This window comes from Myroides odoratimimus (assembly GCF_001485415.1).
GTDB lineage: Bacteria > Bacteroidota > Bacteroidia > Flavobacteriales > Flavobacteriaceae > Flavobacterium > Flavobacterium odoratimimum.
In genome coordinates, this window is record NZ_BCMQ01000001.1 from 212,220 (window position 1) to 225,750 (window position 13,531).

Annotated in this window: 18 protein-coding genes; 1 reads left to right on the forward strand and 17 read right to left on the reverse strand. The window is 32.1% G+C overall.

The window, feature by feature from the left end; translation table 11 throughout:
• Positions 1 to 24 precede the first annotated feature (24 nt).
• On the forward strand, positions 25 to 756 hold the full coding sequence (locus MODO_RS00885; RefSeq protein ID WP_006257487.1) for a pirin family protein: 732 nt from the start codon (positions 25 to 27) through the stop codon (positions 754 to 756).
• Positions 757 to 807: 51 nt separating this feature from the next.
• Here MODO_RS00885 and MODO_RS00890 read toward each other — a convergent pair whose 3' ends face one another.
• The 17 genes from MODO_RS00890 to MODO_RS00965 form a co-directional block, all read right to left on the reverse strand.
• Positions 808 to 1,749 carry a pseudouridine synthase gene (locus MODO_RS00890; protein ID WP_006257488.1) on the reverse strand — a complete coding sequence of 314 codons (942 nt, stop codon included), beginning with the start codon at positions 1,747 to 1,749 and terminating at the stop codon, positions 808 to 810.
• Positions 1,750 to 1,827: 78 nt separating this feature from the next.
• A complete protein-coding gene (locus tag MODO_RS00895) occupies positions 1,828 to 2,751 on the reverse strand; it encodes a geranylgeranylglycerol-phosphate geranylgeranyltransferase (RefSeq protein ID WP_006257489.1) in 924 nt (307 codons plus the stop codon).
• Between the two features lie 66 nt (positions 2,752 to 2,817).
• On the reverse strand, positions 2,818 to 3,756 hold the full coding sequence (locus MODO_RS00900; protein WP_025125731.1) for a mevalonate kinase family protein: 939 nt from the start codon (positions 3,754 to 3,756) through the stop codon (positions 2,818 to 2,820).
• A gap of 72 nt (positions 3,757 to 3,828) precedes the next feature.
• On the reverse strand, positions 3,829 to 4,182 hold the full coding sequence (locus MODO_RS00905) for a cysteine-rich CWC family protein (RefSeq protein WP_006257491.1): 354 nt from the start codon (positions 4,180 to 4,182) through the stop codon (positions 3,829 to 3,831).
• Positions 4,183 to 4,189: 7 nt separating this feature from the next.
• Entirely contained in the window at positions 4,190 to 5,626 is a 1,437-nt protein-coding gene (locus tag MODO_RS00910) for a COG3014 family protein (protein ID WP_006260535.1), read from the reverse strand.
• A gap of 15 nt (positions 5,627 to 5,641) precedes the next feature.
• Complete coding sequence (locus MODO_RS00915; protein ID WP_006257495.1) at positions 5,642 to 6,235, reverse strand: penicillin-binding protein activator LpoB; 594 nt, start codon at positions 6,233 to 6,235, stop codon at positions 5,642 to 5,644.
• A gap of 41 nt (positions 6,236 to 6,276) precedes the next feature.
• The gene (locus MODO_RS00920) at positions 6,277 to 6,678 is read right to left on the reverse strand and encodes a hypothetical protein (RefSeq protein WP_225581570.1); all 402 of its coding nucleotides are present in this window, start codon (positions 6,676 to 6,678) and stop codon (positions 6,277 to 6,279) included.
• 60 nt (positions 6,679 to 6,738) lie between these two features.
• A complete protein-coding gene (locus tag MODO_RS00925) occupies positions 6,739 to 7,824 on the reverse strand; it encodes a diphosphomevalonate decarboxylase (protein WP_006257499.1) in 1,086 nt (361 codons plus the stop codon).
• A gap of 152 nt (positions 7,825 to 7,976) precedes the next feature.
• Positions 7,977 to 8,192 carry a hypothetical protein gene (locus MODO_RS18925; RefSeq protein WP_225581571.1) on the reverse strand — a complete coding sequence of 72 codons (216 nt, stop codon included), beginning with the start codon at positions 8,190 to 8,192 and terminating at the stop codon, positions 7,977 to 7,979.
• Positions 8,164 to 8,670 (reverse strand): hypothetical protein, encoded by a 507-nt coding sequence (locus MODO_RS00930; RefSeq protein WP_006257501.1) that lies wholly within the window; start codon positions 8,668 to 8,670, stop codon positions 8,164 to 8,166. Before MODO_RS00930 ends, MODO_RS18925 begins: the two co-directional genes overlap by 29 nt.
• 13 nt (positions 8,671 to 8,683) lie before the next feature.
• The gene (locus tag MODO_RS00935) at positions 8,684 to 9,355 is read right to left on the reverse strand and encodes a hypothetical protein (RefSeq protein ID WP_006257502.1); all 672 of its coding nucleotides are present in this window, start codon (positions 9,353 to 9,355) and stop codon (positions 8,684 to 8,686) included.
• 448 nt (positions 9,356 to 9,803) lie between these two features.
• Positions 9,804 to 10,163, reverse strand: coding sequence for a hypothetical protein (locus MODO_RS00940; protein WP_006257503.1), 360 nt, complete (start codon positions 10,161 to 10,163; stop codon positions 9,804 to 9,806).
• A 254-nt stretch (positions 10,164 to 10,417) separates the two neighbouring features.
• Positions 10,418 to 10,855, reverse strand: a complete 438-nt coding sequence (locus MODO_RS00945; RefSeq protein WP_006257504.1) for a DUF6896 domain-containing protein — start codon at positions 10,853 to 10,855, stop codon at positions 10,418 to 10,420.
• An 87-nt stretch (positions 10,856 to 10,942) separates the two neighbouring features.
• Entirely contained in the window at positions 10,943 to 11,353 is a 411-nt protein-coding gene (locus tag MODO_RS00950; protein WP_006257505.1) for a DUF4279 domain-containing protein, read from the reverse strand.
• Positions 11,354 to 11,488: 135 nt separating this feature from the next.
• Complete coding sequence (locus MODO_RS00955; protein ID WP_006257506.1) at positions 11,489 to 11,935, reverse strand: DUF3885 domain-containing protein; 447 nt, start codon at positions 11,933 to 11,935, stop codon at positions 11,489 to 11,491.
• 188 nt (positions 11,936 to 12,123) lie between these two features.
• Positions 12,124 to 12,579, reverse strand: coding sequence for a DUF6896 domain-containing protein (locus tag MODO_RS00960; RefSeq protein ID WP_006257507.1), 456 nt, complete (start codon positions 12,577 to 12,579; stop codon positions 12,124 to 12,126).
• Between the two features lie 76 nt (positions 12,580 to 12,655).
• Positions 12,656 to 13,093 (reverse strand): DUF5958 family protein, encoded by a 438-nt coding sequence (locus MODO_RS00965; RefSeq protein WP_006257508.1) that lies wholly within the window; start codon positions 13,091 to 13,093, stop codon positions 12,656 to 12,658.
• Positions 13,094 to 13,531 lie beyond the last annotated feature (438 nt).

A 13,531-nucleotide genomic window follows, 5' to 3' on the forward strand; every position in this document is an offset into this window, starting at 1 on the left:
TTGTAGTATTAAAATCATAAAGCTATGAACACAAAAATTATATACACAGCAGATAGTAGAGGATATGCTAACCACGGATGGCTAAAATCTCATCATACCTTTAGCTTTGCTAACTATCGAAACAACGAAAGAATACACTTCGGTGTGTTACGTGTACTTAACGATGATCAGGTAGCTGCAGGTATGGGATTCGGTACACATCCTCATGATAATATGGAGATTATATCTATTCCTTTATCTGGAAGTCTTTCACATAAAGATAGTATGGGCAATGGTACGATTATAAATGAAGGTGAAATACAAGTCATGAGTGCAGGAACAGGAGTTCAACACAGTGAGTTTAACCCTGATGAGAATAAAGAGAGTAAGTTCTTACAGATATGGATATTCCCTGATAAACTAAATGTAAAACCACGTTATGATCAACTAAAATTAAACAAAGAAGATCGCGTGAATCAATGGGATCAAATCCTTTCTCCTAATCCTGACGATAAAGGAGTGTGGATTCATCAGAATGCATGGTTCCACATGACTGATTTAGATCAAGGTAAAGAACTATCTTATGACTTAAAAGATAAGTCTAATGGTATCTTCTTATTTGTTCTAGAAGGAGATATTACTTTAGGTGAAGATACGCTACATAGAAGAGATGCTATTGGTTTTGATGGAGAAGATACTTTCACGATCAAAGCAAATGAAAAAAGCCAAATATTAGTCATGGAGATACCTATGGAACTACCTAGTTATCTTCAATAAATACCAATAAAAAAGCTCGCTATCATCTAGCGAGCTTTTTAAATATCTATATTAACCGTTTTTAAGGTTTCTTACTTCCTCATCCGTTAAATGTCTCCATTTACCTCTTGGTAGATTCCATTTTGTCAACTGACCATACATCACACGGTCAAGTTTAATAACATTATATCCTAAAGATTCGAATATAGCACGTACTAACTTCACATTAGATGCCTTTAGTTTAATCCCGATCTCTGTTTTAGGCTGATCATCTACATAAGATACTTCTTCTACAAATACACGACGCTCATCGATATAAACTCCTTTTTTAATCTTTTCTAGATCTTCATATTTAAGGTTCTTATCTAATGATACATGATATAATTTAGAAGAACGAGAATCAGTAGAGTTTAACTTCTGTAATAAGTTAGTATCATTCGTGAATAACATTAGACCAATAGTAGTCTTATCCATACGACCGACAGGAGCTAAAGGATATTTAGAAGCTCCTTTTAATAAGCTTAATACATTCTCAGCTGATACGATTGGCTCATTAATAGTAGCAAATCCTTTCGGTTTATTTAATAATACGTAAGTCAATTTTTCTGGAGTCAATACTGTTCCATCAAAATTAACGATATCCGTTTTCTTTACTTTATAACCTAACTCAGTAACTACTACTCCATTTACAGTCACATTTCCAGACACGATATAGATATCTGCCTCACGACGTGAACACACTCCAGAGTTACCGATATATTTATTCAGACGTACTTCGTCTGTTTCTTTAGGTGTATTTTTTACTCTTGGTTTACTATCAAATTTCTTTGTAGTATTAGCACCATACGTTTTATTTCCTTCTTTATTATTGTCAAATGATCTTTTCTTGCTATCATTTCCCCCATAAGTCTTTTTAGCTCCATCCTTAGAACCAAAAGACTTCTTTCCCGCTGCATTTCTATTTCCTGAGCGATTCGATTTATTATTTCCTGAATTCGACCTACCGTTATTCATATCTAAAGATTTTTGCAAAGATAGTTTTATTCTATGCATTTATTAATATAACTCTAAAAGTTTACACAACTTTTAATACTATAAAGTTTCTTCTAGCAGTACTTTGCCACTAATTACCACATCCGGGTCTATTAGCATAATCGAGAATACTCCTAATAAAATCAACAGTTTTAAACTAATATGTAAACTGTGATACTGTTCTATTTCCTTTGATGTCCATAATCTGTATAAGAACATGATTAATACAATAATACTTAGATAGAAGTAATATACCATGTACCCAAGATTCTCTTTATTGACTAAAAAATAGATCGGTATCAGTGTCAATACTGTCACGACTGTGATTACCTCTTTCGCTACTCTATCTCCAAATCGAACAGGAATAGTCTGATAATCATTAGCGAAGTCTCCTTTAATATTCTCCATATCTTTTATCAACTCCCTAATCAGAATAACTAAATACAGAAAAGCTGCATGTATGAAGATAGAAGGATAATAAAACCTGAAATGCATCAAGATACTAAAGAAAGGCAATATAGCTAATAAAGAAGCAGTAAGATTACCTATAATAGGATACTTCTTAAGCTTATGAGAATAAAACCACAACAGAAATATATAAGCAGAAAAGAATGCTGACACATGCCAAGACACTGGAAATACAATCCCCACAGCCAAAAAATTCAGCGCAAAATAGACACGTAATTTTGTAGCTTGACTCACTAGTCGATCTAACATAGACTTAATCGGCCTATTGATTAAATCTTTTTCTGCATCATAAAAATTATTAATGATATACCCTCCTGCGATAGCTAAGGAAGATCCAAAGATAATTAGAAAGAGTTTCCAATCTAAAATTACGTCTAACGCCCTAAGTTCAGGTGCAAATATAAAGATAGACGCTAAGTACTGTGCTAGTACTATAATAAAAATATTATAACCTCTCACAACAGAGAACAAGCTGAATATTTTAGCTAAGAGTAGTTTATTTTTCCTAGATAACATTATCTCTTGTTTCAATTTTATATCGCTACTGCGAAAGGTTATAACATCTATTTTTTCATATCTGAATTAGAATTGATATACAACTTCTAATTTATAATCTTTTAAAGACTCTTTTGCCTTTTCGATATCAGCAGTAAATCCTAAGATATAACCACCTCCACCAGAGCCACATAATTTTAAATAGTAATCGTTAGTCTCGATTCCTTTTTGCCATACACTGTGGAATTGCTCTGGAATCATTGGCTTAAAGTGATTAAACACTACATTAGACAATAACTTCGTATTACTAAATAACGATTTCACGTCTCCTTTTAAGAAGTTCTCTACACAAGCATCTGTATATTTCACGAACTGATCTTTCAACATCTGACGGAAACCTTGATCTTTTAGGTTCTCCATAAAGATTGTAATCATCGGTGCAGTCTCTCCTACGATACCCGAATCTATTAAGAACACAGCTCCTTTTCCATCTACGCTTTGAGAAGGAATACCTGCTGGCTCGATATTATCTTTAGAATTGATTAGGATAGGCAGGCTTAAATAACTGTTTAGTGGATCTAACCCTGAACTCGTTCCATGGAAGAATGCTTCCATTTTTCCGAAGATTCCTTTTAATACTAAAAGTTTATCTTTAGTCAAGTTCTCTAGAACAGTAACTTTATCATAAGCATACTGATCATAAATAGCAGCTACTAATGCCCCACTACTTCCTACACCATATCCTTGTGGAATACTAGAATCAAAGTACAATCCTTGTTCTATCTCAGCGTTTAAACGCTCTAGATCAAACTGTACTAAAGTAGGTTCTTGCTCTTGCAAATCATGTAGATATGCTGCAAAGTTTTTTAAACTCTGATTAGACTTTAAAGATACTCCTTCTAGATTCTCTTCCATCTTTAATGCTCCCTTATAGAAATTATAAGGAATAGACAATCCTTTAGAGTCTTTAATAATCCCATATTCCCCAAAAAGAAGAATTTTTGAATAAAATAATGGTCCTTTCATAGCTGTTATTGTAAATTCACGTTGCAAAAATACACATAATATTCTCACACCGTCTTTTTTACTACTTTATTTTTATAAATATCTGTTTTTAAAGCCATAAACACAATGTCTACACCCATTTTGGCAACACTGTCCTTTCATTAAATGATACAATTCTGTGAACACAAAATACTCATTTTCCATGTAATAATGCACTCCTTCTTCCATCTCACTTCTGCGCTTAGGAAAAAGCTTCCCTTTTGAAGAAATAACCATTTCATCAAACTTAGACAAGCAATTATTACATAAACATTTATGAAAAGAGCCTGCTAAAAAGACACGTGTATCATTAGATATATTCACCTGAGTACAGTCACATTGTTTGATATCATCTGTATTACAAATTATCTCTGTCTTACAATGCGTACACACTCTATTCTTTCCCATACTTCTATTACTTCATTGTTGCAAAATTATAGAACTGCATTTTTCCAGTACCTTCTATTTCTACATTATGTTCCACACGTTGACCATTTGCTCTCTCTAGTGTCATCTTGATTTGATTCTGACCTAACTGTAATGGTATTCTAGCATAGTTAACCTGTGCAGGTAATGTCTGCCAGTTACGCGTATCCGCTTTTTCAGAGAATAGATTAAACAACTGTATTCCTAAGCCGATAGCTTCTAATGCTGCATTCGGATCTCCATTTTTACCATTAGACTTCGCGACAGCTTTTACAGAATATTCAGCAGCTTTCTTCACTGCTACTCTAGTCAATATTTGCCCTAATTCTTTACCTGCGCGTTCTTTTAGTGTTAGTACGGCAAGCGCATCTATATCTTCTGCTTTTTCGAATCTAGTATTTGAAGCTCCATTAGCCTGAATCTGAGCACTTGTATAAGGTGGTGGTTGTACGATATACTTAGGATAAGCGATATTCACACTGTGTATATCATTTAGGTTAGTCTTACCTGCAATACCAAAATCTAATGGAATCACAAAACCTAACGCATTTGTAAACACTAGACTACCACTGTCTCCTTTAGCTAATGTAAAGAACATATTCTCAGCCTCCTTAATAGGTGCACGTCCATTTTCCCAAAAGATAACTAATTCTCCTCCTGGAGCTTTAGCTTCTCTTGTGTACTTTAGATTAAACTGCTTCTCGAACTTTGTTAAGTCCCCTCCGAAGCCATTTGCATCAGCCATACGCATCACATCGTACTGCAGATTCTTAGGCATTGCTACACCATAATATGTACCATCCTTAGAACTCTGGTATACTTCTACGGCATTTCTATATGCAATAAAAGCATCGTTATAATTACCACTATACTCATAGATCAGTCCTTGCAGATTCAGAGAGAAAGCATCCTTAGAATAACGTGTTGCTTTATCCTTATACTTATCACCCTGAGAGTAGTTCTGTAAAGAAATACGTCTAGCCTCTACTATCGCATCATCTATTCTTCCCAGATGCATATAGTTAAGTGCTTTGTAGTAATGAAGCATAAAGATCTCAAACTCTTCTCCTTTATAATTTTGAGACATTGAGTTAAGGAATAATCCTACAGCGATATCCCCTGTAGTTGACAATCCGTCTTCTACTAGTAAATCTGCTTGGTTAAAATATTTATTACTAGACTCATAGTCTCCTTTTAGGTGTGCTACCCTCCCTTTCTCCATATAAAACAGCAATAGATTTCGAGGCTTTTGTAATAAAGCATTTTTATCTAATGCCTTTTCAGCTAGATCATATTCTGAGGCACCTACCTTCTGATAATAGTCTGTTATACGATCGTGATAGGTAGCACATCCAAACACGAAAAACATCACTGCAAAGAGCAATGATGTTTTTATAACAGAATATATGGCTCTACTTGAAACCATCTATTTTACTTTAAATTAGTTTTTTACGTACTTAGCGATTTTCTTTTCACCAATCCAAACCACTTCACTTGTTTGAATATTTGTCAACTCTAAGTTAACTTGGTAATAAACCACTTTTTTCTTTTTGTGAGAATCTACGATAGAATTGATAGAACCTTGTAACATAAAGTCAGCTCCTTGTTCTAAACCGAATTGTTTCATAGATGATGCTGATGCATTCGTTTGTTGATCTGCACGTTCACCACGTAATTCCTCACGTTTTTTACCACCTTGAACTAAACGTACTCTTTGAGAACGAATAAATGCTTGTTCCACATCTTTTACGAACGTCTCAGCTTCAATATGCTCATGGCTTTTATTATAAACCATACCTACAATAACCACAGGCTTCTCTCCTTTATTCTCTTCACGGAAGTTAAAGATCCATGGCTCTTCTAATATCTGCTGAGTCATTTGGTCAGCTACTTCTCTAGAGTCAGAGTTATTCCATCTTCCACTAATGTCGATAGTTTCTTCTGTACTTACTCTAGTTACTTGACGTCCACATGATGTAATAGCCAGTCCTGAAACAGCTAATATTGCAGCTAATGCTATACGTTTAATTTGCATAATCCTATTATTTGTTTTTCTTTATGTTTTTTTCCTAATTCTTAAATAGAGAACCACCAGTTACCAGTTCTAAAACCAATATTAGGTCTCCATGTATTCCAGTTATTCCATCCAGAGTAATATCTATTATAGTTACCATAATACCCATTGTCATAGCTATAGTAACTTCTACCATATTTAGCACGAGCCATGCGTTCTTCATGTCTCCATTGCTTTTTCTGAGCTTTGCGCTCCATCTTAGCCTCGTACCAATCGTACGCTTTATAAGTATCCTGTACAGTAGTACTTAAAGTCGCAGTCAGAGAATCTTTCTGTGCCATATACTTTACCATACTTACTCTATAATTCGGGTTTTGATCTGGTGCTAACTCTTGTGCATAAGTTGCTTGACTAAATAGTAAGCTACCTAGTGCTAAACCAAAAATTGTCATTAACTTTCTCATATCTTCAATATTTATATTAGTATATGCAATTAGCATACCGTAGTATAAAGTTACAAAAAATTATTTAATTATTTCTGAACCGAATCCAACTTTATCATCTATATACTGTTCATTCTGACAGAACTGCGCCAATTCTTGTCTTATAAATGTCTGAACAAAGTCTTTGTCCCCTTCTGGGTATAGAACGTGTACATTTGCCCCAGCATCAAGTGTAAAGCACACATTGATTGATGTTTTTTCTCTAAATGCCCAAATTTTCTCGATGATCTGAAGCGTATTTGGCTTCATTAAGATAAAATAAGGCATAGAAGTCATCATCATTGCGTGTAGAGTCAATGCTTCGCTTTCTACTAACGCTACAAACTCCGTTAAATTACCTTCTATTAATATTTTTTTCAATCGAGCTAGGTTCTCATGAGCTTGTTCAAAGCGTTGCGCTGCATAAGGGTGATTGTGCATCAGATCATGTCCCACTGTGCTAGACACTTTCTTCTCTCCTTTATCCACTAGCAAGATAGTATCACAATACCCCTTAAAGATAGGGTGTACCTCAAAAGGGAAATTCACTCCATATAAATCTGTACTTCCAGGTATATCGCGTTGTTCTCCCCATACTACTACACTACCCGCTATACTTCTACATGCACTACCTGAACCAAGACGAGCTAAGAAAGAAGCTTTCTGGTCAAAATAGTCTTCTGTCATATCCACATTCAACTTTCTTTCTAATGACATAATATTCACTGCCATCGCTGCCATACCAGACGCAGAAGAAGCTATCCCTGAGCTATGAGGGAACGTATTTTTAGTATCTATCGTGAAGTGATAATACTCGATATAAGGACAGTATTTTAGAATTCTCTCAAAAAACTTCTGAATCTTCGGCTTAAACTCTTCTTTAGGCTGTCCTTCAAACAAAAGATCAAAGCTGATCCCTTTATCCGCTTTCGCACTATAGCTTAATGTCGTTTCTGTCTTACAATTGTTTAAAGTAAAACTCAAAGACGGGTTAGCAGGAATCTGATTCTCCTTTTTACCCCAATACTTAACTAAAGCGATATTACTAGGAGAGCTCCATGAGAATGTCCCCTCCTTTACTTGATTAACATCTATATCTTGGCTAAAAATAAAGTCTTCTATATTCATTGTTCATCGATTTCTAAACAACAAAAATAACATCTTTTATTAATAGCCCCTCTATTCTTTAAGAAACTTCTCTTTTTTTAGAACAGCACTAAGATAAAAGAGCTAATGATTTACACCTATATCATTAGCTCTTTACTTATACTTAACTTCCTTTATCTATAAATCAAATTCATAATCAAAATGACCACAACGGCTATCCAATGAAACAAGATTGTATACCAAAACTTCTTCTTGCTAGGGTTTGCCATTTCACGAATAGCCTGAATCACTCGATCTTTTATAATCTCACGGATATTTAACTTCGGATCGTTAAAAGGGATATCATCTACCTTCAGCTTTTTAAACCCATAAATCAACAATTTCTTCACCCCATTTATTCTCACTCTGATTTTTAATATTACTGATAATCTGCATTTGTATTAAAGAGAAATCAAACCCTTTTTGCATCCAGTTTTGTTTATCAGACGCAGATGTATCACTAATAACTTTATCTAATGCTCTATCTATTAATGGAAACAGCAGACTCTCACCTTTGTCAGTCAATAATCTATTTGCTACTCTTTTAACAGCATGAGAACTCGCCATAGAAAAAACAAAGTAATTACTAATCGCTATAACAGTTAATAAGACACTCTGGATAGGTGCAATCATAAAGACCACGAATATAGCCATTATACCTGCCGAACCACCCAAATTACCAGGTTGGTTATAAGGCCTATACATAAATAACAAAAGACCTATAGTAAAAGAAAACACTGCGCTTAATGATCCTACCGCATATACCTTAAAGAAACTACTCCCGCCTATAAAAGATAATTTAGCGGCATACTTTACCTTATCTAACATCGTAAAAATATCGTTATCTTAAAAATGAAATAATCAAGATAACTATCCAATGGTAAGCGACTATCATCCAAAAGAATTGCTTATCAGGTGTCGCAAAATCTTTAATCACTTCGATCACTCTACTCTTTATCTCTGAACGAACATTAAACTTCGGATCGCCAAATGGAATATCATCTAACCTCAACTTAGAAAATCCTAACACAAGTAAATACCTCAACCATTTATTCGTAGTCTCTTCCTTAACAGTATTAATCGTTTGCAACTTTAACATTGAGTAATCAACTCCTCTCTGTAGCATATTCTGTCTCTCTGTCTCTCCTATTTTTCCCATCGTCTTATCCATCACTTTATCCATAATAGGGTCTAATAGCACCTCTGCTTTATCATCTAAGATACGTCTAGCCACCTTTCTGAAAGCATACTGTGTCGAAAAAGAAAAAACAAAATAAATACTAATCAACGTGATTAGTAGTAACACTGATAGATAAGGATAGTCAATAATAAAAGTTCTAAATGAACTATAACGGACTTCTCCTAATTTGTTTGTATAACTACCATTAGATAGCAAGACTATACCTATAATCAAACTCAACACCGCACTAAATACTCCAAACACAGCGATCTTTAAAAAACTAAACGCTCCATAACCAGAGATTTTTAGCCCATACTTTACATTATCTATCATATAATAGTTAATTAAATTACAAACAATAAAAATAAATAATTTTGTTAAATTAACTATTTTAAACTTTTATTTTTAAATAATAAAACCCTACAATAAACACTCAAGTAATAATAAATAAAAAATAAAGATTATATCTTCCGAAAAAACTATTATCAAACAGTAATCACCTCATATTCTGAATTTGGAATACTCATCTTTAGACTATTCCCCTATCTTTTACTTAAGAAGTTACTCTATATAAACAGTATATCAACTCCTCAATCACATAGAGTCATCACACTATAGTACTTTAATTTATTATTCTACTCTCTATCACTATTCAAAGAGCATAAAAAAACTCCTAAGCATAATCGCTTAGGAGTTTTTCTAATTTTTATCTTCATATAAAATACATAACATTTTATAAAATATAATTAATTTTAAATACTCCAATAAATAAAGTCAATCACTAAATCAACGATATATACATTGAAGGCTTTAAAAATATCAAATCATAATGACGATTATCAATTGTACTTACAGTCATATATACTTCATCATGCTCCACATTAACAGCAACAATCATACTAATTATACCAAAATTACTTCCTAAGTTATCAAATTTAGAATTAGGATATAATCTAGATAATGCCTTACTCCAACTTTCAATAATTAGAATACATTTTCTATCTATCACTTCATCTTTTTCTAAATCATAGAAACCGTCGAAGCTTAATTCTATTTTTTTTTCATCTATAGCATAAACAAACTTACTTACAACTTCATCATCAAAAGTATATAGTAATTTATTATTTCTAATTAAATTCATATTCTTCTTAATTACTTAATCCTAATGCATGTATCAGCACTTCCAAAATTTACTGGTTACATCATTCATCAAATCTCCTAATACACCAGCCTGCACTAAGAACTGACTTCCTTTATCTAATAAAATTAATCATTATTCACTCAACAGAATAACATTATTCAAAGACCATAAAAAACTCCTAAACAATTATGCTTAGGAGTTTATATTTAAACAAATAACAATAATCAATTAATATCACTTCACTCTAACAATCTTTAGCTATACCTCTTTATTAAAAAGGAATCCCATACCCTACCTTCAAATATAACAGGTAATAAGAATCCTTCTTTCACTAATTCTTTTAATTTTTCATTCAGTTTATCATCATCAATATCAATATTATAATAACTATCAATAAAATCCTTTAATTTTATTGAAGTAAATTGATAAGTTAAATCATCAATATAGCGTATAAAATTAAAGTCACATTTTATATTCCCTTTCTGGATGAAACAACCTCCACCATGATAATGGTATTCGTACCCATCAATATTACCATGTTTATAATTTTTAGTACCATTTGAATTAATATTAATCTTATAAATCTCCTGATATATATCTTCTTCAACCAAATTCAAACTACTTCTTATCACTTTTTCAAATTCATGAATAAATCTAACATATTCATTCAAATATTTCTTTATATCATTCATAACTAATTTATTGTATATAGTCTCTTATCACTTTATCCATTCTTTATCCCCACTAACACTTTAACGATCGCCTCATTCTCAAGAACTCTATTCATTAATAACATATAAATCAATATCTATCTCTGCATTCAATTTCACTAGTAGATTTAGTAATCTTTTATCAAAAAAAATACCAGGTACCTGATTTGGAAATATTTCAGGAATAATAAATAATTTTGATGTTAAATTGTTATCATTTATATATTTTACTATTATATCAACTTTAGACGAAAATAATTCCACAAACTGTTCAGTAACATCTTCTGATAACAAAGTATTAGTCTTTCTAAAACTATATTCCCAATTCGTTTCTTTTCTAAGAACTACATTTGGATGATATTTATCTATTCTATCTCCCTTTTTCCAATAAGCAGTAGGAATAATCCCAATTGCTTTGGTTAATTCTCTAGGATTCCAATTATCCCCAAAAATCGAATATATCAATCTAAAGTTTGTCATATTTTTTACTATTTAATAAATATATCATGTATTGATAGGTGTTCCTTTTCCTTCCTTCGCTATTATCAAGACTTCATCAGTCTTAGTATGTCTATATAAATCATATCGTGCAATTTTTACATTATCAAAAAATATCTAATCATTAATTACCAAGTAATCAAGACCACGATCATCAAATACATTTACAACAATCTTATCTTCAAAATTGATAAAGAAAGCAGTAATATTAATTGAAGGCTCTAATCCCAATTCATAATTTAAATGGCTCAAAAGCAATTGTTTCAATCCCTCTTCTTTAAGATTAAAATGATACAGACCTACTGCACTATCATCATTAATTTCTATTAAAAGACAATTATTTGAAAAACTATCACTTTCAGCTAAATCCCAAAAAGTAATTCGAACATAACAATACCCACTCTTAAAATTCTTTTCTATCAAAGCAATTATTACCTCTAAAATCTCAAAAACATTATCCTCTCTAAAACTAATTCTTTCAACTCTAAATACCTCTTTAATAGTTTCAAATGAACATATTCCAAAAGTACTCCTAGCTTTTTCATCAAATTCTTTTAATACCATATCATAAAGCTTTTTAAAATTTCATTGGTAGTACCTATTCTAGTTAAATACCCCATTAGTTCCAAAGATCTTCCAGACACCATCTTATTTAGACCCACTTCTACTAAAAACTCTCTCTTTCTAAAAACATCTCACTTCTTTATTAATTGATTTTACTAACAAATAATATACTTCCCTAATAACAATCTTTAGCTATACCTCTTTATTAAAAAGGAATTCCATACTCTACCTCCAAATATAACAGGTAGTAAAAATCCTTCTTTCACTAATTCTTTTAGTTTTTCATTCAGTTTATCATCATCAATATCAACATGATAATAACTATCAATAAAATCTTTAAGCGCAAATGACGTAAAATTATAGGTTAAATCATCAATATAGTGTACGAAGTCAAAGTCACATCTTACATCTCCCTTTTGAATAAAACATCCAGCTCCATGATAATGGTATTCATATCCATCAATGTTACCATGTTTATAATTTTTAGTACCATTTGAGTTAATATTAATCTTATAAATCTCCTGATATATATCCTCTTCTTTAAGGCTTAATTTATCTCTAAGCGTTTCTTCAAAATCATGAATAAACCGAACATACTCACTCAGATATTTCTTTATATCATTCATAATTAATTTATTATACATAACCTTTTATCTTTCTTGCCTAATGCTAAGCATTACTTCTCGTTGAATAATTATTACATTATCACTAATCAGTAGTTCACTTCACTACAGTATCGTCATGCTCACTAAATATTTTATCTACATTCTCTTTACTGTTCAAATCCCAATACCACCATTTATTAGGATTATTTCTCTCTAATAAAAAACGTCTTTGGTAAGCGACTTTAAACAACTCTAGAAAAAGAATAAAAACATTTACTAATTCATAATCTGGCAAATTAATTATATTCCTGAGGCTATACTCTTTTACATCTTTGCGAAGCATCACACATGGAGTACAAGTCTCTTTAAGCCCACTATTTTTAATCACAGCATCCACATCTGTAATTAAAGGTTTAGATTGTTGTATTAAAAAAACGAGGCTCTCTAAAAAAAGCCTCTTACTATCTTCTTTATTAAAGAGCTCTGTAACGACTTCTATCCCAATTATAGATTGTCCATACCTATTTACTATTACTTCCTTCTCTTTATTCATTATTTCTTCTAGCTTTTATTACTATACAACGTCGATTAATATCTCCTCCTTTCTCCGAAAACATCTATCTTTCTAAGAATTCAATCAGTTGCAATTTTTGCTCCTACAAAAAAGGATTCTTAACCTTACTAATCAACGGAAGTATTGTACACCTAGTTGAAAGTAAACTGTTTTTGTATTTAAAATTACTTGTACAGCGTAATAAAGTTAACTATTATTCTCTCAACTCTCTATCACTATTCAAACACCATAAAAAAACTCCTAAGCAATTATGCTTAGGAGTTAAATTTCACATCCCTAAATAAAAACCACACCACCTCCCTAGCCTTAATCACAACTTGACAGGATACTGCTCCCATAGTGATCGCATTAAAAACAGCCTTAATTATGTGAGCACTATCCCATAACTATGCGACCAGTATGCGATAAATCAAAAAT

What these genes read in the sequence shown, in the direction of transcription:
- MODO_RS00940 (WP_006257503.1), bottom strand. Translation starts at nt 10,163, where the DNA reads ATGAATTTAATTAGAAATAATAAATTACTATATACTTTTGATGATGAA.
- MODO_RS00955 (WP_006257506.1), bottom strand. Translation starts at nt 11,935, where the DNA reads ATGGTATTAAAAGAATTTGATGAAAAAGCTAGGAGTACTTTTGGAATA.
- MODO_RS00915 (WP_006257495.1), bottom strand. Translation starts at nt 6,235, where the DNA reads ATGCAAATTAAACGTATAGCATTAGCTGCAATATTAGCTGTTTCAGGA.
- MODO_RS00930 (WP_006257501.1), bottom strand. Translation starts at nt 8,670, where the DNA reads ATGTTAGATAAGGTAAAGTATGCCGCTAAATTATCTTTTATAGGCGGG.
- MODO_RS00925 (WP_006257499.1), bottom strand. Translation starts at nt 7,824, where the DNA reads ATGAATATAGAAGACTTTATTTTTAGCCAAGATATAGATGTTAATCAA.
- MODO_RS00890 (WP_006257488.1), bottom strand. Translation starts at nt 1,749, where the DNA reads ATGAATAACGGTAGGTCGAATTCAGGAAATAATAAATCGAATCGCTCA.
- MODO_RS00905 (WP_006257491.1), bottom strand. Translation starts at nt 4,182, where the DNA reads ATGGGAAAGAATAGAGTGTGTACGCATTGTAAGACAGAGATAATTTGT.
- MODO_RS00910 (WP_006260535.1), bottom strand. Translation starts at nt 5,626, where the DNA reads ATGGTTTCAAGTAGAGCCATATATTCTGTTATAAAAACATCATTGCTC.
- MODO_RS00920 (WP_225581570.1), bottom strand. Translation starts at nt 6,678, where the DNA reads ATGAGAAAGTTAATGACAATTTTTGGTTTAGCACTAGGTAGCTTACTA.
- MODO_RS00885 (WP_006257487.1), top strand. Translation starts at nt 25, where the DNA reads ATGAACACAAAAATTATATACACAGCAGATAGTAGAGGATATGCTAAC.
- MODO_RS00935 (WP_006257502.1), bottom strand. Translation starts at nt 9,355, where the DNA reads ATGATAGATAATGTAAAGTATGGGCTAAAAATCTCTGGTTATGGAGCG.
- MODO_RS00895 (WP_006257489.1), bottom strand. Translation starts at nt 2,751, where the DNA reads ATGTTATCTAGGAAAAATAAACTACTCTTAGCTAAAATATTCAGCTTG.
- MODO_RS00960 (WP_006257507.1), bottom strand. Translation starts at nt 12,579, where the DNA reads ATGTATAATAAATTAATTATGAATGATATAAAGAAATATCTGAGTGAG.
- MODO_RS00965 (WP_006257508.1), bottom strand. Translation starts at nt 13,093, where the DNA reads ATGAATAAAGAGAAGGAAGTAATAGTAAATAGGTATGGACAATCTATA.
- MODO_RS00945 (WP_006257504.1), bottom strand. Translation starts at nt 10,855, where the DNA reads ATGAATGATATAAAGAAATATTTGAATGAATATGTTAGATTTATTCAT.
- MODO_RS00950 (WP_006257505.1), bottom strand. Translation starts at nt 11,353, where the DNA reads ATGACAAACTTTAGATTGATATATTCGATTTTTGGGGATAATTGGAAT.
- MODO_RS00900 (WP_025125731.1), bottom strand. Translation starts at nt 3,756, where the DNA reads ATGAAAGGACCATTATTTTATTCAAAAATTCTTCTTTTTGGGGAATAT.